Here is a 19470-nt window from a genome sequence, read left to right on the forward strand (position 1 = left end):
CCGCGCGTCATCCTAGGCTGTTTCACTTGACAGCGATGACGCGCGGTGAGGGGAGGGCAACTCGTACTAGCTCATCGCTCCCTTGATCGCAGCTCCGACAACCGACAACAACACAAAGGCGCCGATGCGAAGTGACCAACAAAAGTGGCAGAACGAAGGCTTTTCGACGGTATCAAATTGGGTGTGACAGGTTTTGCATTCCCACACCTGCTCACCGTCGCCAGGCAGACCGGCGTTGATCTGCGGCGTAGGATTACTGGGGGGCTGACTAGCGATAGGATTGCTGGGCATCGACGGCGGCCGCATGTTTGACGGGGGACGCGTGTTGATCGATGGCGGCCGTGAGTTGCTTGACGGTCCTGGCGAGTGCATGGATCCATGTTGGACAGGCTGTTGGTTTGACCAAGGATCGTAGGCCGGAGTGCTTGACGATGCCGGCGAATTGGATGCGACCATGCCGGCAGTGCTGTTGGGAGTGCTGCTTAGCGCAGAATTGTTGCTGGCCAAGCTAGATTGGGCGAACTTTTCGTTGTATTCGCGAATCCGACGCTCTTGCTCGGTCTCGTTGGGGTTAATCGGCGTCGAACTGGGAGTTGACCCCATCCCTGCGACTGCACCGGGTTGACCATAGTTCGGTCCTCGCATGCCGTTAGGTCCCAGGGGACTCGACATCGATCCCGGCATCGAACCGGGCATTGCACCGGGAACCAATCCACTGGGGCCTGCCATCGAGCCGGGTCCGTTGGCGCCTGGCACGCCGTTGCTGTTAAAGCTGCTGACCACGACCGGCGGAACCAAGTAGTCCTGCCCCAAGATTTCCATCTTGTCGCGCAAGTAAGCCTGATCGAGCTCGCAAAGTTCATAGAACTCGACGTTATGTCCCTTGTTGCCTTGCAGGAGGATCACGTTCCCTTCAAAGATGCGCACAAACTTCGCCTGGATTTGATTACCGTCTTTGTCGGTCCATTTGCGACTGCGCGTTAGCTCTCGGCGAACTTCCGCTTCGCTGGGCGTATCACTCGCGTTTTCATCTTCCGTCATCTTTGCGGCGGCTGGATCGCCGGCTGCTTTGAGCGCTTCGTCGCGCAAGACGACAATCCGTCGCTTATCGCCGTCACTGAATTTTGAGAAAGCGACTTCCAGCGTTTCACCGCTGGGACGACGTAGAAAGACATTTGCTCCATCAAAGCTGACGAATTCGGCGTCGACAGAGCGCCCCTCCGAATCAATCCAGATACGTGCATGCGATTGGCTACAAAGCGCCGAAAGGAACAATGTTGCTACGCACAAAGCGAGCTTGATGTGGCCTGACATTTAGCTTGCCCTTGCTAGGAATCAGTAGTTAAAGATGAAAAGGATTGGATTGCCCCTCCTCCCTCTTCGGTGGTAGGCTGATTCTAACCCTTACATCGGTGGGTCGTCAAGAATAAACGAGCCCTCTTTGCCGTTTCTGTGAATAAGAACCAGTCGGCTTGTGCAGTTTTAGAACTGTGCAGATTTCGCGCGTTATTCAAGCATAGTTCGCTTTTATCGGGCATAATAAGGGCTTCTCTTCTTTCAGCTAATTCGCATGCGAACCTTATTTCTTGAATGTGCCCATGGACGTCGCGACGCTCGCCAAAAAAATCATCGCCAATTCTGAACGCGTCATCATGGGAAAGCGACAGCAGATCGTCTTTTCGCTGGTCGCTTGGTTCGCCGAAGGTCACATTTTGATGGAAGATGTGCCCGGCGTCGCCAAGACGATGCTAGCTAGAACGTTGGCCAAAAGCGTCGGCTGCACTTTGAAGCGAGTTCAATGCACGCCTGACCTGCTGCCGACCGATGTGACCGGCGCATCGATTTTTAATCAAAAGACCAACGAGTTTCAGTTTCGGCCGGGACCGGTCTTCGCCAACATCGTACTTGCGGACGAAATCAATCGCACCACTCCCCGTACGCAAGCCGCGCTGCTTGAAGCGATGGCCGAGTCGCGCGTCACGGTCGACGGCACCACGCACACGCTGGCTCCTCCGTTTTTGGTGATCGCGACGCAAAACCCGATTGATCACGAAGGGACCTTTCCGCTGCCTGAGGCGCAGCTCGACCGTTTTCTGATGAAATTCAGTCTCGGTTACCCCAACCTAGAAGACGAACTGAAAATGTTAGGAGCGCTCGAGAGCGGGCACCCGTTGGACACCATCGGCCCGGTCGTTTCGGCCGCAGAACTGATCGCTTGCCAAGCCGCGGTCCGGACGATTCATATCGACGAGAAAGTTCGCCGTTACATCCTAGAAATCGTCCACCAATCGCGCAAGCATGAGCATCTAGCGCTCGGCGGCAGCCCCCGGGCTTCGATCGCGCTGTTTCGCGCCTCGCAAGCGCTGGCGGCGATCTTGGGACGCAAGTTTGTTTCGCCGGACGATGTGAAACGGATTTTAGGGCCAGTCATGACCCATCGCATGATCCTGCGCCCCGAGAGCCGCCTGCGGAAGATCACAGCGGCCGAAGTGCTGGAAGAGATAGTCAGTGCGGTTCCAGCGCCGGTTCTTGACATGGAGGCCCGAGCCTAGTGCGCTGGTTTGTCGGCGCCATCTTGATTCTCGCCATCTCGTCCCTGTTTGGGTTGAGTCTGCTTGTCTATGCAATGTACGCGTTGCTTGCGATCATGATCGCAAGTCGCATGTTAACGCGTTATTGGGCCACACATCTGACCGTCGGTCGCTCGCTCAATCGACATGAGGTCGAAGAAGGAGAGACGATCGCGCTGATCGTGACCGTCACCAATTCAGGCGCGATGCCGATTCCTTGGCTACTGGTCGAAGACGTGCTGCCGCGCCGCGCAACGATGCATCGCCCCCCTGCCCTTGAAACCAGCGGTGACCGGATCACGCTTGCGACGCTTGGTCCCCGCAAATCTAAGTCGTTCTATTATCAATTGCGTTGCAACCGCCGCGGTTATTTTCCGATTGGACCGGCCATGCTGGAGACAGGCGACCTGTTTGGACTGTACCGGATGTTTCGCGTTCTAGCGCCGCCTGACTACTTGCAAGTTTTGCCGCGGGTCGTGCCGCTGGACGGATTTGATATCGCGTCACGACGGCCGATGGGCGAGATCAAAATGTCGCATCGACTATTTGAAGATCCAACCCGCATCGCCGGCGTTCGCGCTTACCAGGCCGGCGATCCGATCAACCGAGTGAACTGGGCCGCGACGGCGAGAACCGGTGTGCTGCATAGTAAAGTCTACGAACCTTCCAGCATCGCCGGCGCTACGATTGTGCTTGACTTTCATCAAGCAAGTTTCGACGCCAAGCACGAGCCGATCCGCTCTGAACTGGCGATTACGTTGGCGGTCGCGATCGTTGGCGCAGTGCAAGAGACAGGCCAACAAGTTGGCTTGATCACCAATGCCCGCGACGCCGCCGAGCGGATGAAACGCGAAACCCAGCCATCCGAAGCGAAGAGCCGCGCCGACGCGCGTTCGGCGTCTATTGTCGAAAAAGAAAATGACCATCTTCAGCCGCAGATTGTCGCAACGCGTCGCGGCGACGAGCAAATGCCGCTGATCCGCAAAATGCTTGCGCGGGCCGAACTGACCGACGGGCTCACGTTTCCGCAGCTCATCACCGAGACCGTCAGCCGTATTCCGCGTGACGCTACCGTGATCGCGATTTTGACCGAGACGACTGTCGAGACTGCGCTGGCGCTGGGCAACCTGCGCCGCGCCGGCTATACCGTAACGGCGATCATCAACATCTTTGACGAGTACGAATTTGCCCAAGCAGCGGGTAAATTGCTGTCCGAAGGAATTCGGTGTCGCCAGCTGAACAACCTCGAAAACATCAGCTCTATTTGTCAAGAACAGGCGTTCTCATGGTTCTAGCACGACGAGTTCTAGTGAGACGGCGGAAAACATGAGCAAACGGCAATCCGAACTTGACTACGCAGTGATCGCGATCAATCCTGCGCTGATTATGTTGCTGGTCGGCAGTTTGGTTTTCTTTCTGCTCGAACTGATTTACCGCGGCGCCTATCCCGGTCGACTGCAGTTTATCTTGGGGGACTTTGTCTTTGCTTCTGTCTTACTGGCTCGACTGACGATTGAAGAAGGATTTGAAAAATCAGGACGGCTCGGCGCGTTTCTCGCTTTTGCGATGCTGCTGGCGCTCTGGAAATTTGTACCTGACTCGGTGGTGCTGGGGCTTGGCATGCTAGTGCTGATCTGGTGGTGCGCCAACCGACTAACCTACGACTGCACGCTGGTCGATGAATCGCGCGACACGTCGCAAAAAGGCTTGATGCAGTGGATTGGCGCCGACTTTGATTTAGAGGCCGCGCCGCTCTCCTCCACCCCAGCGCAGACGCCGCCGACAGTCGCTGCATCGGCCGAGGAACCTGCTGAAAAACGCAACTGGCTATGGGACTTTCTCGATCCCACATCAACCCGGTTTGCGCCTGGAGTGTGGGTGATTTATTTTTCGATGGCGGCGCTGCCGCTGTTTGGTCTAGGCCAGGCGTTTGAACCGAGTGGTGATCCCGGCTTGCGATGGCGATTGTTCCTTTATCTGTTTACGTATGTCGCGGCGGGACTTGGCCTGTTGATGACGACCAGTTTTTTAAGTTTGCGGCGTTACTTGGGCAAACGTGATCTGCCGATGCCGCTTTCGATGGCCGGCGTGTGGCTGGGAACCGGCGCCGTATTGATCGCCGCGGTGCTGATCCTTACCGCATTGTTGCCGCGTCCGCATGCCGAATATGAAATTGCCAAGATTCCCGGAATCGGTGACTTGCTGCCGCGGTCAAGCTCTCCCTTCGCCGTCGGCCAACAAGGAACCCAAGACGACGATCAGCAGGGAAAAACCGAATCAAACGATCAACAACAAGCAGGCGAAAAGCAAACTGAATCAAGTGACGGCGATCAAGGCGCCAAAAGCCAAGACCAACAAAAATCAGGCGACGGCGATCAGAGTTCGGCCACAGGCAAAAAGTCAGATCAAGGAAAAGGAACCAGCGGCGACGACCAACAAAAACAGAATTCGTCAGGCGAGAAGCAAAAGGACTCCTCCGCTAAATCCGAGTCCGACAAATCCCCATCTAGCGACTCTCAGCCAAGCGATTCGTCACAAAAATCTGACTCCGGCAAATCACCGGATCAGTCCAAGTCAAACGACAACCAGTCAAAAAGTGACGACACTTCCGAGAAGAAAAATAACGACGCGCAGAAATCGCCAGACAACAACTCCAAGCCATCTGACGAAAAGTCTGGGTCCTCGCAGAACCAAGCTTCGCCGCCTCCGGCACAACCGACGCAGCCCCCGTCTCCGCCGCTTAGCTTGAGCGGGATCCTCGGCTCGATCGCGCAGTTTTTTAAGCTGCTGCTCTATGGGCTGGTCGCAATCGTCGCAATTTATTTTGCCTGGAAGTATCGAGAGCAGATCGCCGCAAGTTGGGCCAATTTTTTGCAAGATCTCCAAGATTGGTGGAAGCGTTTCTTTGGTCGGTCCGAGCCGATTCTCGCGGCGGCCGAAACTGCGCCGGCGGTGCGAGAGCCGCTGTTCACTTCGTTGGCCTATCCTTTTGCTGCCGGAGCCCCGAAGCGTACGCCTGAGCAATTGGTTCGCTATACCTTTCAAGCCTTAGAAGCATGGGGAACCGATAAGGGAATCCCTCGCAACCCAGATCAAACCGCCGAGGAATATGCACGCACCCTAGCCAACGAATTCATGGAGACCGAAATTGGCCCTTCCGCTCGTGAATTGGCCGGGTACTACTCGGAGATTGCTTACGGATCTGGCCACGCAGCCGCCGCAGCGCCCGAATGTGCTCGTCGTTTGTGGCGCAACTTACGAGTCAGCTACTAGAGGCGTGCTGCGTTACCTGACAATTTGCGGTTTTCGTTTAGGGATCACCCCAATTGACGCTCTGTCGCTCACCCTTGAAAATGCGGTGATTCGCCACTCCTTCTAGCCGACGAACATCACGTTGCCCAAGCTCATTACGCTCGCAGACCGCAAACGACAGTCGCGCCGCGTCGTCCAACAATTGGCGGCCGACTATCCCATCGCTGAGTGCGCTTTGAACTACGAAACGCCGTATCAGTTGCTGATCGCGACCATCTTGTCGGCCCAGTGCACCGACGTGCGGGTCAATATCGTGACCAAGGATTTGTTCGCCCAATATCCAACCGCCGCAGATATTGCCGCGTTGCCGGTGGCAAAAATTGAGAAGTTAGTGCAATCCACCGGATTTTTTCGGAACAAGGCAAAAAATATCAAAGCGGCCTCCCAGCGGCTGGTTGACGATTATGACGGTCAGGTGCCCCAGGATCTCGACGCGTTGGTCAAGCTTCCCGGCGTGGGACGCAAAACGGCCAATGTGGTCCTCGGCACTGCTTTTGGGATTCCGACCGGCGTGGTCGTCGACACGCATGTAGGGCGTTTAAGCCGTAGAATGGGGCTTACAGCCAAAACAGACGCGGTGCAGGTCGAAGCCGAATTGATCCAACTGTTACCCCAAACCGAATGGATTCAATTCTCCCACCGGATGATCCATCACGGCCGCGCGATCTGCGACGCGCGCAAGCCCAAATGTGACCAATGCCACTTTGCAAAGTTCTGCCCTCAGGTGGGGGTGGCCGTTTAACGAGCGTTCGATCATTTCAATTTTCTGTCACCGCTTTATAATCACCCGTAGGTACGGCGGTCGCTTTCCCGGCGCCCCGATTTTGCTCTCTTCTTTCAATCCGCCGGAACGGCTACCCATCATGATCCTGTCAGGGAATGAGATTCGAGCACGCCTTGGCGGCGATATTACGATTGATCCGTATGACGACACCCGGGTCAATCCCAACAGCTACAACCTGACGCTGCATGACGAGCTGATGGTGTACGAAGAGATCGTGCTTGACATGAAAAAGCCGCATCGCGTTCGGCGACTGCGGATTCCGGAAGAAGGGGTCGTCCTCTCCCCCAACCAGCTTTATCTGGGGCGAACCAACGAACGGACCGAAACGCACAATCTGGTCCCGATGATCGAAGGTCGCTCGTCCGTCGGACGCTTGGGCCTGTTTGTCCATGTGACGGCCGGCTTTGGCGACGTCGGCTTTAACGGCTTTTGGACGCTCGAAATGTTCGCCGTTCAGCCGATCCGCATCTACGCAGGCGTCCCCATCTGCCAGATCTTCTACCATGAGATCAAAGGGGATATCGTCGAGTACGTCAGCAACAAATACCAGAACAACACCGGCATTCAGCCTAGCTTGCTGTTCAAAGAGTTGAATCCCGGCGCCGAACGGGAAGATCCCCAGTTGCCGCTTAACTTTGGCTATCAGCAGCCGTAAAGCGAACTACATCACGGCAAAATAGTTTTCGACCGCAGCGTCAAAGCGATCATTCGAAAGCTCCAGCGGCTCTTTCTCGAACAAGCACAAATTGCGCACCTGTTGCAGCAAGTCGCGCGGCTGACAACAGCGGTAAGGGCGACTCACTTTCTGGTAGTGCTCTCGCACAACATAGTCGATCACGTCTGGGTGATACTCAAATCCCATTAGCGGACACATGATCTTGAAGAGCTGGCGGAACTCGGCTTCGCTCGGATCGACAACTTCGATTTTGTACGGAATACGACGCAAAAACGCGTCATCACACAGATCTTTCGGCTCGAGATTGGTCGAGAAGATCACCAGTTGATCGAACGGCACCTGAATCTTTTTACCGTTCGCCATGTTCAAATAGTCGTACCGTTTTTCTAGCGGTACGATCCAGCGATTTAGCAATTCGTCGGTGCGCATCCGTTGCCGCCCAAAGTCGTCGATCACCAGCGTGCCGCAGTTGCTTTTCAGCTGCACAGGCGCTTCACTAATGCCGGTCGCGGTGTTGAAGGTGATTTCTAGATTGTCCATCGTCAATTCACCGCCGACCACAATCGTCGGCCGCTTGATCCGCACCCAACGGCGATCTAGTTTGGCGCTGTGCATGATGCCGCTCTCTTGTGGCAGCGGCGCTTCTTCATGGTTGCTGGGGTCAAACAAGCGAAGGATTTCGCCATCCAGGCCAATCGCCCGCGGGATCCAAATGTGTTGCCCAAAGGCTCGAGTAACCCGTTCGGCGATACTTGTTTTGCCGTTACCTGCCGAGCCGTAAAGAAACAGACCGCGACCGCTGTTCACGGCCGGTCCCAACCGCCGAAACATCTCGGGGTTGATCAACAGATCCTCGAACGCGCGGCGCAGATCTTCGATACTTGGGTGCTGTTTTTCCAGGGATTGCGCTTTGACGCTTTCGATGTAGTCTTTCAGCGTCACTGGCGCAGAGCCAAAGTAGGTGCAATGCTCCGAGTAGCGTTTGCCCCGTTCTCGTCCCAGATCGGTCGGATAATAGACGTAGTCGTTGGCGACGCTGGTATCTTTGTAAACGACCAATTGGTCGTATTTCATCTTCCGTAGCTGCTCTTCCACAATCAAAAACGGCAGTTGAAGTTGATCCGAAATCTGACGCCCGCTCGCTTCGCCGCGCGAGACGAGATACTTCAGCGCCAGCGCTTCGATCTCGGTATCGGTCAAACCTGCTTCGCGAGCACTCACCGGCTCACGCGGGAAAAATGCGTCGAGCGGTTCGTCATCCAAGCTCCGATGCGACGGCTTGGCTGCTGAAGGGGTCGCTGGTGAACCTCCTCGTTCGCCGGACGCCATCTTGTTTAAACGGTCCAGCAGCGAGTCTAGTTTTTCGTCGCTGCGGACGCCGGGGTGAGCCTGAACCGGTTCGTGAGCCGGGGTCGTCGCCGCCAACGTAGCCCAGGGATCGCCGGCTTCACCAAGGGGTTGCTTGCCAGCCAACCGCGCCAATAAATCATCCGTCGGAGAGTTCGCCATGTCCATTGCGCCGAGATAAGATCGAGGAGTCGTAACCTAGGTAGGTATCACTCCAAGCTTAGGTTCTCTCGCGGCAAGGTCAAAAGTCGAGCTCGCAATTCACTCGAAATCGGCATAATCCTTAGAAACGGAACCGGACGGCAAGCTGCTTATTCCTCAAGAATGTACTCTACCAAGCGTCCTACGTACGAGCTTTCTCGCCCTGGGATGTTTTTCCCTTGAGTTGGCAGCTTCCGTATTTCCGGCAGCAGCGGCGCGGCGATTTCTCCTAATTCATCAATCGCGTTCAGCGCGAACATCGCCGAATAGTGACCATTTTTCGTGAGATTGGCCGCCGCCAGCAAAACTTGCAGTGATTTGTCTCGGTCAGCGGGCGAACCATATTGGGCTAACGCCTGAGCCGCGACCACTCGCGGAGCGTACGCTTTGTCTTGCAGCGCCTCACGCAGTTGTTCGGTCGACTTGTTGACTGCCCGTTCACCAAGCATCAGAACGCCGAGAGCTCCCCAGTAGCGGACCGCGCTATCGTCATTGCTCAAATACTTTTGCAGCACCGGCAGATTCTCGGCCTGCATCGCCGCTGCCAACTCGGCCGCCGCGCTGATCTTTTCTAACGGATACTTTTTCGGATCATGTCCCATCTCATAGGGAGAAGAACCTGCGCTGCGGGTATGGATCTCCCCTTCCGGTAAGAAGCCCAGATCCCGAATCTCGATCTGCCAATCGTGAACTGCAGCGCGCATCTTGTGCAGTTGCTCGGTATGCTCAGCGCTGCCGGCGAGATTGATTACTTCGTCTTGATCGCTGGTCAGATCGTACAGTTCTTCCGCCGATCGCGATTGCCAGAACAACGCCTGAGCAGGGCTCAACTCGCCGCGCAAGTACATCTCGCGCCAGAGCCGAGTCGTCGGCGTTTCCATTTGATAGGCGAGCACCTGACCGTGCGGCTTGTACGGCAAAAAGTTGCGAACGTAGACATACCGGCCATCGCTGCACGAGCGGACCAGATCGAACCGTTCATCCATTCGCCCGCGAAAACCAAACAAAAACTGTGGCGCAGGCTTTTCCTGCGGGCCCATGATCGCGACTCCCTGCATCCAACTGGGGACATCGACGCCGGCCAAACTGAGCATCGACGGAGCAAAATCGACAAAACTAACCAGTCGTTCTGAATCGCCGCCTACGTTGTATTCTGACGGCGCCAGCGATTTCCACTTCTCCGGCACATGCACAATTAAGGGAACGTGCAAGCCTGAGTTCAGCGGAGTCCGTTTGCTGCGCGGCATGCCGCTGCCGTGGTCCCCCCAGTACAGGACGATCGTCTCCTCTTCCAGACCATCGGCTTTCAACTGCTGCAACACGCGGCCCGCCTGTTGGTCCATGGTGGTCAGATTGTCGTAGTATTGAGCCCAATCTTGGCGCACCTCAGGCCGATCGGGATGGTAGGACGGAACTGGGGCCTTCGCCGGATCGTGCACCGCCGTGTGCGGACGTTTGCGAATCTGACTCTCATGACTAATGGTGAAGTTGAAGACCGCGAAAAACGGTTTTCCTTCAGGGCGACTACGCCAATGCGCCTTGTTGTTTGATTGATCCCAGACCTTGCCGGTGGTGTCGAGGTTGTAATCTTCTTTGCTGTTGTTGGTGCAGTAATAACCTTGCTCGCGCAGCAGCGCCGGAAACATTTTGAATTCTGCCGGCAAATGGGTAAGGCTGCGCATATTCTCGGCGCCGGTCGACGGCGGATAGATGCCTGAGATGATCGTCGTGCGGGCCGGCGCACAGACAGGCGCATTCGACCAGCAATGGAGATACTTCATCCCTTTGGCCGCCAGTGCGTCCAGATTCGGCGTGTCGGCGTATGGGTCGCCGTAGCATCCCAACTGAGGCCCATTGTCCTCACTTGAGATCCACAAAATATTGGGAAGCTGCTGTTCGGCCAAAGTCAGTGTCGGCGAAACGAGTAGAACGACCAGGGCAATCAGATTGCGCATGGGAGAGCCTTAGCGGTGCGGGACAAAGCGGGGAAAAATCAGGATGAGGGCGGCAGACGATCGATCGCCGAGCCGTTAACTTGAAGTGAGCGATCATTGGCGAAATAGTGGGGAGCAGGAGCAAATCGGGATGAATAACCTTCCGAATACTCGATATCTTCCGTTTTTTCGTCATGCACTCGGCCTGTGCCGAGAGCTATGCTAATGATGATAGTGGAAACCCGATCAACTTTCCCCTCTTTTTTTACCAAATCGAATGCCCTCTCGCTTCTCCATACTCCGACGAATCCCGCTGATCGCGATCCCTTTTTTGATCGCGATGCTGCTGGGTGGGGTGGTCTTCGCCGATTGGTACTGGGGCGCGATCCCGGTCACGAGGAAAGCAGAGTACGTTGGCCGCAACTCTTGTATCGAGTGTCATCAAGACGAGCACGACGCTTTTAAAGACTCGTTCCATGACAAAGCCATGGACTTGGCGACCGAGCAAACGGTGCTGGGCGATTTCGACGACGCCGAGTTCACCCATTTTGACATCCACTCTCGCATGTTCCGCCGCGATGACAAATACTTCATTCATACCGAAGGCCCTGACGGCAAAATGCAGGATTTCGAGGTGAAGTACGTCTTCGGCGTCGATCCGTTGCAGCAGTACATGGTCGAGATCGAACCTCCCACGCCGGGCTCTCCCGCCGGTTCGATCGGCCGCGTGCAAGTGCTGCGGATTTCGTGGGACACCCACAAAAAAGAATGGTTCTATCTACCTCCGCCTGACGTGGACGAAAAGCTTTCGCCGCAAGATCCGCTGCACTGGACCGGTTCGGCCCAAAACTGGAACCACATGTGCGCCGATTGTCACTCGACCAATCTGCACAAAAATTTTGATCTGGCCAGCAACAGCTATCACACCACCTTCAGTGAGATTGACGTCAGCTGCGAAGCGTGTCACGGCCCCGGCAGTTTGCATGTCGAGAGCGCCAATCGCACGTCGCTCTTCTGGGATCGCAATCATGGCTACGGACTGAAACAGCTGAAGAGCGAAAGCAACGTCCCCCAAGTTCAATCATGCGCCGGCTGTCATTCGCGGCGGCGCGTGGTCTGCCCCACTTACGAGCGCGGCGATAGTTACTACGATCAATTCTCGAACGAGTTGATCATGCCCACCACTTACTACTGCGACGGTCAGGTACTTGAAGAAGATTATGTCTTCGGCTCGTTCCTGCAAAGCAAGATGTATCACAAGAACATCCGCTGCACCGATTGCCACAATCCCCATTCGACCAAGATCAAGTTCGAGGGAAACAAACTCTGCACGTCGTGCCATCAGCACCCGGCCGGCAAATACGACACCGAAGCCCACCACTTCCACAAAGCCGGGGGGACCGGCGCATCGTGCGTCGAATGTCACATGCCCGAGACGACTTACATGGAGGTCGATCCGCGTCGCGATCACAGCATACGCATTCCGCGCCCCGACTTGTCGGTCGCGCTGCAGACGCCTAACGCCTGCACCCAGTGCCATCTCGATCGCGCGAAGCTGTCGCCAGAAAAACGAGCCAGTCTCAAAAATTATGGCGACTGGATGACCGCCGCCCGCAACGGCGATCAAGAGGTCAAACAGGCTCTGGCCGAGATCGACGCTTGGGCCGAACAGACCGTCCTTGAGTGGTACGGCAAAGACTTCGCCGCAGATAAGCCAAGCTTCGCCCACACCCTCTCTGCGGCATGGCAAGACAACCCCAATAGCTTCGCTGCGTTGGTCGATCTGGTCAAAGATCCGCAGCAGCCAGGCATTGTTCGCGCGAGTGCGCTGACGCGATTGGGCGCTTTCAACGATCAGCCCGAAATGGGGCGCACCGTTAAGCTGGCCTTGGCCGACTCCGATCCGCAACTGCGCAGCGCCGCGATCATGGTGGCCGAATTTCTAGCGCCCTCCGCATTGCCGCGTCCCGAGATCTTGAAGCTGTTGATGAACGGTCTCGATGATCCTACGCGGACCGTACGGACTGACGCCGCCAGCGCATTGGCCGGAACCTCAATTGACTATTTAAAGCTCAACGGCAAAGAAGAGGCGTTCAACCGCGCGTTGACCGATCTCAAAGATTCGCTGCTACGAAACGCCGATCAAGCCGGCGCGCTCTTGGCGCTTGGTGCTCTGGCCGAAACGATGGGCAACCCCACCGACGCCGAAAAATGGTATCGCGCCGCGATCCGCGTGCAGCCCAATGTCACCGGTCCCCGCTCGAATCTGGCCGAACTGTTAACGCGTCGCTTGGCGCCGGCTCGGCAACAATTTCAACAGCTCGCCGCTAGCGGCAAACGGGCCGAAGCGCGCAAACTAGCCGAAGAGGTCGCGATCCGTGATTTTGAAATCGCCCACCTGCGCGAAGAAGAACTGGGCAATCTGGCTCGTGACGCCTCTCAATTGCCCAGCGTCGCCGAAGTCCAGTATCGTTATGGCCTGGCCCTGTACCAGGCCAACCAGTTGGAAGCATCCGAACAAGCGATCGCCCGCGCGGCCGAAATCCAAACCAATTCGGTTACCTTCCTGACCGCATTGGTTCGCTTGCAACAAAAGCGAGAAAAATGGGAAGCGGCGAAAGCCACCATTCAGACCCTTCGAAAAATCCTCCCTGACGACCCCGGTCTGGCGCAGGTCGAGCAGGAAATTCGTGAACAGCGTCAGCCCGAGCCTGAACAGCGCTAGACCGATCCCCTTGTGCTGTCGAAATTTTGGAATGGATTCTCCCTTGAACTTCACACGCGCTCAACTGCTGGCCCGCATCGACCACACGCTGCTCGCTCCCAACGCAACGCAGCATCAACTGGAAGACGCCTGCCTGCTGGGACACCATCTACAGACGGCGTCCGTTTGTATCCCGTCGTTCTTCGCCGGTCGCTGTGCGCGGATGTTGGCCGGCAGTAGAGTGAAGACCTGTACGGTAATCGGTTTTCCGCACGGCAATCAACCGCTGCGAGCCAAACTGCACGAAGCCGAACAATGCCTGGTCGAAGGCGCCGAAGAGCTCGACATGGTCGTCAACATCAGCGAAGTCAAAAGCGGACACTGGCAACTGGTCCGCAAAGAAATTTCTCAGTTGGTCACCATGACGCACGACGCCGGTCAAAAAATCAAAGTGATCTTCGAGAACTGCTACCTGTCGCAGCTCGAAAAAATCCGCTTGTGCCAAATCTGCAACGAGTCCGGCGCCGACTGGGTCAAGACCTCGACCGGCTTTGGAACCGGCGGCGCAACCCTCGACGACGTCCGCCTAATGCGAGAACACGCGCGCAGTCCGGTCAAAGCAGCCGGAGGAATCCGCGACCTCACGACCTTCCTGCAATATTGCGAGCTTGGGGCTGATCGCATTGGGATGAGCCGAACCGCGGCGATCCTCGCCGAGTTTGACGCGCGCTATCCCAGCGAGTAGCGTTTCAGTCCTAGCTCGCAGCGCCAGCGAGACTGGTGTTCAAGTGGTTCGCTAGATTGCATCGTCAACTCTCACGCTTCCAGCTCACGCTGCACCCGGTGTCCACGATACTTTGACTCCGCGACGCTGTTGGTTTATCCTCCAATACGCCGCCCCCCCCGCGAATACTTCTCTTGCCCATCCTAAGGTCCCCCGATGAAATCGCCCCTCCTCTTCGCCTGCGTAGCAATGCTTCTCTTCCTCAATCCGGCTATCGCCGCCGAGCCCAATCCCACTGTCGACAAGATCGCCAACAAGCGCATTGTCTTTCTTGGCGACAGCATTACCCAAGCCGGCGGATATGTCACCTTTGTCGACTACTATCTCGAGAAGCTCTATCCGCAGCAGGACTTTGACATCTTGGGGCTCGGTCTGGCCAGCGAAACGTTGTCCGGTCTCAGCGAAGACAATCATGCCGGCGGTGCATTCCCCCGGCCTTGTTTGTTTGAGCGGCTGGGACGCTTGCTCGACAAGGCCAAGCCGGATGTTGTGTTTGCCTGTTACGGCATCAACGACGGGATTTATCTGCCGCTCGATCCGCAGCGTTTTGCCGCTTTCCAAACCGGCGTGAAGCAATTGATCCAGCAATGCCAAGCCGCTGGCGTTCAACAGATTTATCTGGTCACGCCGCCGATCTACGACGCAACGACCCAGTCTGGCGAGTTCAATTATGACTCGGTCATGACCGCGTACGCCGCTTGGGAAATGGGTTTGCAAGTTCCCGGCGTGCAAGTAATTGACCTGCACACCGCAATGCGCAAAGCCCGGGACGCCCAGACCGAGGTCTTCGCCAAAGACCATGTCCACCCCGGCGAAGCTGGCCACTTGCTGATGGCGAAGACCATCCTGTCGGCGTTGCATGTCCCGGTCCCCTCACAATCGCTCGCCGAGATCCAAGCCGACCCGCTGTATAAACAGGTCGCCCAACTGCGCGGCCAGCGGTCGGCCAACTGGATGAAGCATATCGGCTATACCCGCGAGAAAACGGTCGATCCCCATCCCTTGGGCGACGCCGAAGCAACCGCGGCCACGCTGCAACAGCAGATCAATCAACTACGGCGGCAGAAATAGTCTGGGGGCGCTGCGTCAGCGGTCGCCTGAAAACGGCTCCGTTTACTCCCCCCTTCCGCGGATGCTGGTACGGCGCCGCTCTGCTGCTTATCATAAGAAGTCTCACCTAGATTCTGCCGTAAAGCCCAACTCTTCTGAAAAACATCAGGGATGCACGCCATCATGCCTCGCTTTATCTTTTCAATGCTGCTGTTTTCATGGACCATCTCGGTCGCATTGGCCGCAGATATCAAGCCGCCGGCCAGCGGTAACACGGCCACGCCGATTGACCGGATCTCGGCGCTGCCCGGCTTCAAAGTCGAGCTACTCTATTCCGTGCCGTCCGATATCCAGGGGTCGTGGGTCAACCTTTGCACCGACGACAAAGGGCGCCTGCTGGTCAGCGATCAATACGGCGGGCTGTATCGGATCACTCTGCCGAAGGACGGAAAAAAGCTCACTGCTGACGATGTGCAAAAAGTGCCAGCCGATATCCGCGGCGTCAACGGCATGCTGTGGGCATTCGACTCGCTGTATGTCGGCGTCAACGATTACGAACGCAAGATCCCCTCTGGCCTCTACCGCATCACCGATAGCAACGGTGACGATCAGCTAGACAAGGTTGAGTTGCTTCGCGAGGTAAACTCTGGCAGCGACCACGGCGTGCATGCGGTCCTTCCCACGCCTGATGGCAAAGCGTTGTATCTGATCACCGGCAACAACACGATTCCGCCTAAAATCGAAGATTCGTCACCGGTTCGCCAAGTTTGGGGTGAAGACCATTTGCTTCCCAGCATGCCTGATGGTCGCGGTCACAACCGCGGCGTCTTGGCCCCCGGCGGAATCATCTATCGCGTCTCGCCTGACGGCAAGCAGTTTGAAGCGTACGCCAACGGCTTTCGCAACATCTTTGATGCGGCGATCAATCATGACGGCGAACTCTTCACCTACGACGCCGACATGGAATACGACTTCAACACTCCTTGGTATCGCCCGACCCGCATTTGTCACGTCACCAGCGGCGCCGAGTTTGGTTGGCGCAACGGGGCCGGCAAACGGATGCCGTTTTATGCGGACAACCTGCCTGGCATCCTTGATATCGGCCCCGGCTCACCAACCGGCATGACGTTTGGTTATGGGGCCAAGTTTCCGGCCAAATATCAAGAAGCGTTGTACGCGCTCGATTGGAGCTGGGGCAAACTGTACGCAGTGCATCTCGAGCCGAACGGATCGTCCTACACGGCGACCAAAGAAGAGTTTGTGACCGGCGCCCCGCTGCCGATCACCGACGCGATTATTAATCCGCACGATGGCGCAATGTATTTCACCATCGGTGGTCGACGCGTGCAGTCGGGTCTCTACCGAGTGACTTATGTCGGCGACGAATCCACCCAGCAGGTCCCGGCGCCCACAACTGCCAGCGAAGCTCGCGAACTGCGTCACGCGCTCGAAGCTTTTCATGGCAAGCAAGATCCCGCCGCGATCGACGCTGCTTGGCCTCACCTGGCTGACAAAGATCGCTTCATTCGCTTCGCCGCGCGGACGGCGATTGAGCATCAACCGGTTGCATCGTGGGAAGCCAAAGCCCTTCGTGAGCCTGACCCCGCCAAGCAAGTCACCGCGCTGCTCGCGCTGGCCCGCGTAACCGGCGTTGATCCGCTGCATCGCAAGCCAGAGACTCCTGCTATCGATACCGCAATGCGTGACAAGCTGCTTGCGGCCATCACTGCGATCGACGCGCAGAAGCTCGACTTGACGCAGCAACTGATTTTGGTCCGCACTACACAGATCATTCTAAATCGCTTTGGAAGCCCCGATCAGGCGACCATCGACAAGCTGATCGCTCAGTTGGACCCTCTCTTTCCTGCTAAATCGACCGAGCTAAATTGGCTGTTGAGCGAGACGCTCGCCTGGCTGCAGTCCCCGACCGTCGCCGCCAAAGCGATGGCGTTGATCGCAGCAGCTCCCACTCAGGAAGAGCAGATGCAATACGCTCGCTCAATCCGATTTTTGACAGCCGGTTGGACGCCTGAGCTGCGGACGCAGTACATCGAATGGTTCCTCAAAGCGGCCAACTACAAGGGTGGAGCCAGCTTCGACACGTTCATCGAGTTCATCCGCAACGACGCCGTCGCATCGCTCAGCGAATCCGAAAAAGAATCGCTGAAAGAAGTGCTGGCGAAAAAACCGGTGCAGAAGTCGGTGCTAGAGAACTTGGGCGAAATCTTCGCCGGACGAGAAACCAAAGAGTGGACGCTTGAAGAACTCTCCAGCGCCGCACAAACAGGGCTGAAAGGGCGCGACTATGCGAATGGTCGCAAGATGTTCGCCGCCGCCGGCTGTTACGCTTGTCACCGCTTTGGCGACCAAGGAGGTATGACCGGTCCCGATTTGACTTCGGCCGGACGGCGCTACTCTCCGCACGACTTGCTGGATCAAGTCGTCAATCCCAGCAAAGTGATCAACGAACAATTTTCGGCGATCAACGTGCTGACCGTCGATGGTAAAGTTTACAGCGGCGTGGTCGTCAATCTCAACGGCGACTCAATCATGCTGAACACCGACCTGACCGTTCCCAACAAACAGGTCAACATCAATCGCAACGATATCGAAGAGATGGCCGTCTCTAAGGTCTCTGCGATGCCGGTTGGTCTGTTCAAATCGATGACCCAAGACGAGATCCTCGACCTGATCGCCTACCTGATCAGCGGCGGCGATTCGCAGCACGACTTCTTCCAGAAGTAGTGGCGCCTTTCGCTGTGTGAAAGTCCAGGCAGGTTGCGTCATGACGCACCTGAAACCGGCCTGGTCAATAAACCCCAAAAAACCGCGTGGTAACGCAAGCTTGCGTTACCACGCGGTTTCATTTTCAGACGAGATCCGCAGGGCTAGGTGCGTCTCAACGCTCCTCCGAAGTCGACTTACACCAAACGAACCAACTGCTTGCCAAGATTATCTCCGTCAAACAGCCCAATAAATGCTTGCGGTGCATTCTCCAAACCTTCGGTGACGCTTTCTTCCCAGACGACCTGGCCGCTTTGGATCAGTGGCGCCATCGTTTGGAGGAACTCCTTTTGGTCCTGCATGTGGTCTACCACAATAAAACCTTGCATACGGATTCGTTTGGCGATCACCTTAAACAGATTTCGCGGGGCGCTGGTTGGCTCGGTCGCGTTGTAGGTCGATATCATGCCGCATTCCACGCAGCAACCAAAGTCATTCATCACTTCGATCGCCGCTTCTAGGTGGTCGCCGCCGACGTTGTCAAAGTAAACGTCTATCCCATCCGGAGCATGCTGGGCCAGTTCGCCGACTAGATCCTTTGTCTGTTTGTAGTTGATCACGGCGTCGATACCGGCCTTCTGTTGCAGCCACTCAATCTTCTCTGCTTTCCCGGCGCTGCCGATCACGCGGCACTTCTTGGCTTTGGCAAGCTGACATACTACCGAACCCACCGCGCCGGAAGCCGCCGAGACAAAAACGGTGCTTCCCGCTTGGAGCTTGCCGATCTTGTGCAAGCCAACCCACGCGGTCATGCCGGTCATTCCCAGTACGCCCAGGTACGCCTGCACCGGCGCGAGCTCGGGATCGACCAAGGTGACCCCCTGACCTGTTGATTTCCAATACTCGCGCCAACCGAGATTGCCTAGCACGATGTCGCCGGTTTTGAACTTGTCATGACGCGACTGGACGACCTCACCGATGCAGCCCCCTTCGAGCGGCTGACCAATTTCGAACGGCGGCACGTAGCTCTCGCCTGCCTTCATCCTCCCGCGCATGTAAGGGTCTACCGACATCCACTGATTTTTTACCAGGAATTCTCCCTCCTGGATCGCCGACAGTTGGGCGGTCTGCTGTTGAAAGTTCGACAAAGTGGGCAGACCGCTGGGACGCGAAGCGAGTTCGATCTGCTGAGACTTGGTGGGTACAGTCATGGGATCGCCTTCGAGAGAGTTAGAAAAAATCGAGTCCTATCTTCCAATCGACCCAGCACTTTACGTTACGGCGTGTGATCCCGCCCCCCATCGACTCGAAGGAAGATTGCCTCCGATCCTGGAATCGAAAAGCCGCGAAGTACGACGAAAATTACCTCGTTGAGTGGGCAGCT

Annotated in this window: 13 protein-coding genes; 9 read left to right on the plus strand and 4 right to left on the minus strand. The window is 56.5% G+C overall.

Annotated features, from left to right (window positions below; translation table 11 throughout):
* Positions 1–66 precede the first annotated feature (66 nt).
* Complete coding sequence (locus SH421x_RS17155) at positions 67–1314, minus strand: hypothetical protein (protein ID WP_488850781.1); 1248 nt, start codon at positions 1312–1314, stop codon at positions 67–69.
* Positions 1315–1598: 284 nt separating this feature from the next.
* On the opposite strand from SH421x_RS17155, the gene SH421x_RS17160 reads away from it, so the two are divergent.
* From SH421x_RS17160 to dcd, 5 genes are all read left to right on the plus strand, one after another.
* Positions 1599–2552, plus strand: coding sequence for an AAA family ATPase (locus SH421x_RS17160; RefSeq protein WP_488850782.1), 954 nt, complete (start codon positions 1599–1601; stop codon positions 2550–2552).
* A complete protein-coding gene (locus SH421x_RS17165) occupies positions 2552–3865 on the plus strand; it encodes a DUF58 domain-containing protein (RefSeq protein WP_488850783.1) in 1314 nt (437 codons plus the stop codon). Before SH421x_RS17160 ends, SH421x_RS17165 begins: the two co-directional genes overlap by 1 nt.
* A 31-nt stretch (positions 3866–3896) precedes the next feature.
* Positions 3897–5843: a DUF4129 domain-containing protein gene (locus tag SH421x_RS17170; protein ID WP_488850785.1), complete on the plus strand. Its 1947-nt coding sequence runs from the start codon at positions 3897–3899 to the stop codon at positions 5841–5843.
* Between the two features lie 121 nt (positions 5844–5964).
* On the plus strand, positions 5965–6624 hold the full coding sequence (gene nth / locus SH421x_RS17175; protein ID WP_488850787.1) for an endonuclease III: 660 nt from the start codon (positions 5965–5967) through the stop codon (positions 6622–6624).
* Positions 6625–6745: 121 nt separating this feature from the next.
* Positions 6746–7321 carry a dCTP deaminase gene (gene dcd / locus SH421x_RS17180; RefSeq protein WP_488850789.1) on the plus strand — a complete coding sequence of 192 codons (576 nt, stop codon included), beginning with the start codon at positions 6746–6748 and terminating at the stop codon, positions 7319–7321.
* Positions 7322–7327: 6 nt separating this feature from the next.
* On the opposite strand, the gene SH421x_RS17185 is transcribed toward dcd, so the two are convergent.
* Complete coding sequence (locus SH421x_RS17185; protein WP_488850790.1) at positions 7328–8851, minus strand: DUF8689 domain-containing protein; 1524 nt, start codon at positions 8849–8851, stop codon at positions 7328–7330.
* A gap of 149 nt (positions 8852–9000) precedes the next feature.
* On the minus strand, positions 9001–10845 hold the full coding sequence (locus tag SH421x_RS17190) for a sulfatase-like hydrolase/transferase (protein ID WP_488850792.1): 1845 nt from the start codon (positions 10843–10845) through the stop codon (positions 9001–9003).
* A gap of 256 nt (positions 10846–11101) precedes the next feature.
* Here SH421x_RS17190 and SH421x_RS17195 point away from each other — a divergent pair, with 256 nt between their 5' ends.
* From SH421x_RS17195 to SH421x_RS17210, 4 genes are all read left to right on the plus strand, one after another.
* Entirely contained in the window at positions 11102–13549 is a 2448-nt protein-coding gene (locus SH421x_RS17195; RefSeq protein ID WP_488850793.1) for a multiheme c-type cytochrome, read from the plus strand.
* Between the two features lie 31 nt (positions 13550–13580).
* Entirely contained in the window at positions 13581–14273 is a 693-nt protein-coding gene (gene deoC / locus SH421x_RS17200; RefSeq protein WP_488850795.1) for a deoxyribose-phosphate aldolase, read from the plus strand.
* Positions 14274–14468: 195 nt separating this feature from the next.
* Complete coding sequence (locus tag SH421x_RS17205) at positions 14469–15383, plus strand: SGNH/GDSL hydrolase family protein (RefSeq protein ID WP_488850796.1); 915 nt, start codon at positions 14469–14471, stop codon at positions 15381–15383.
* Positions 15384–15545: 162 nt separating this feature from the next.
* Positions 15546–18107: a c-type cytochrome gene (locus SH421x_RS17210; protein ID WP_488850798.1), complete on the plus strand. Its 2562-nt coding sequence runs from the start codon at positions 15546–15548 to the stop codon at positions 18105–18107.
* Positions 18108–18283: 176 nt separating this feature from the next.
* On the opposite strand, the gene SH421x_RS17215 is transcribed toward SH421x_RS17210, so the two are convergent.
* A complete protein-coding gene (locus tag SH421x_RS17215; RefSeq protein ID WP_488850800.1) occupies positions 18284–19297 on the minus strand; it encodes an NADP-dependent oxidoreductase in 1014 nt (337 codons plus the stop codon).
* Positions 19298–19470 lie beyond the last annotated feature (173 nt).

It is taken from the genome of Blastopirellula sp. SH421 (assembly GCF_057808535.1).

What these genes read in the sequence shown, in the direction of transcription:
- SH421x_RS17155 (WP_488850781.1), bottom strand. Translation starts at nt 1,314, where the DNA reads ATGTCAGGCCACATCAAGCTCGCTTTGTGCGTAGCAACATTGTTCCTT.
- SH421x_RS17160 (WP_488850782.1), top strand. Translation starts at nt 1,599, where the DNA reads ATGGACGTCGCGACGCTCGCCAAAAAAATCATCGCCAATTCTGAACGC.
- SH421x_RS17170 (WP_488850785.1), top strand. Translation starts at nt 3,897, where the DNA reads ATGAGCAAACGGCAATCCGAACTTGACTACGCAGTGATCGCGATCAAT.
- dcd (WP_488850789.1), top strand. Translation starts at nt 6,746, where the DNA reads ATGATCCTGTCAGGGAATGAGATTCGAGCACGCCTTGGCGGCGATATT.
- SH421x_RS17185 (WP_488850790.1), bottom strand. Translation starts at nt 8,851, where the DNA reads ATGGCGAACTCTCCGACGGATGATTTATTGGCGCGGTTGGCTGGCAAG.
- SH421x_RS17190 (WP_488850792.1), bottom strand. Translation starts at nt 10,845, where the DNA reads ATGCGCAATCTGATTGCCCTGGTCGTTCTACTCGTTTCGCCGACACTG.
- SH421x_RS17195 (WP_488850793.1), top strand. Translation starts at nt 11,102, where the DNA reads ATGCCCTCTCGCTTCTCCATACTCCGACGAATCCCGCTGATCGCGATC.
- deoC (WP_488850795.1), top strand. Translation starts at nt 13,581, where the DNA reads ATGGATTCTCCCTTGAACTTCACACGCGCTCAACTGCTGGCCCGCATC.
- SH421x_RS17205 (WP_488850796.1), top strand. Translation starts at nt 14,469, where the DNA reads ATGAAATCGCCCCTCCTCTTCGCCTGCGTAGCAATGCTTCTCTTCCTC.
- SH421x_RS17210 (WP_488850798.1), top strand. Translation starts at nt 15,546, where the DNA reads ATGCCTCGCTTTATCTTTTCAATGCTGCTGTTTTCATGGACCATCTCG.
- SH421x_RS17215 (WP_488850800.1), bottom strand. Translation starts at nt 19,297, where the DNA reads ATGACTGTACCCACCAAGTCTCAGCAGATCGAACTCGCTTCGCGTCCC.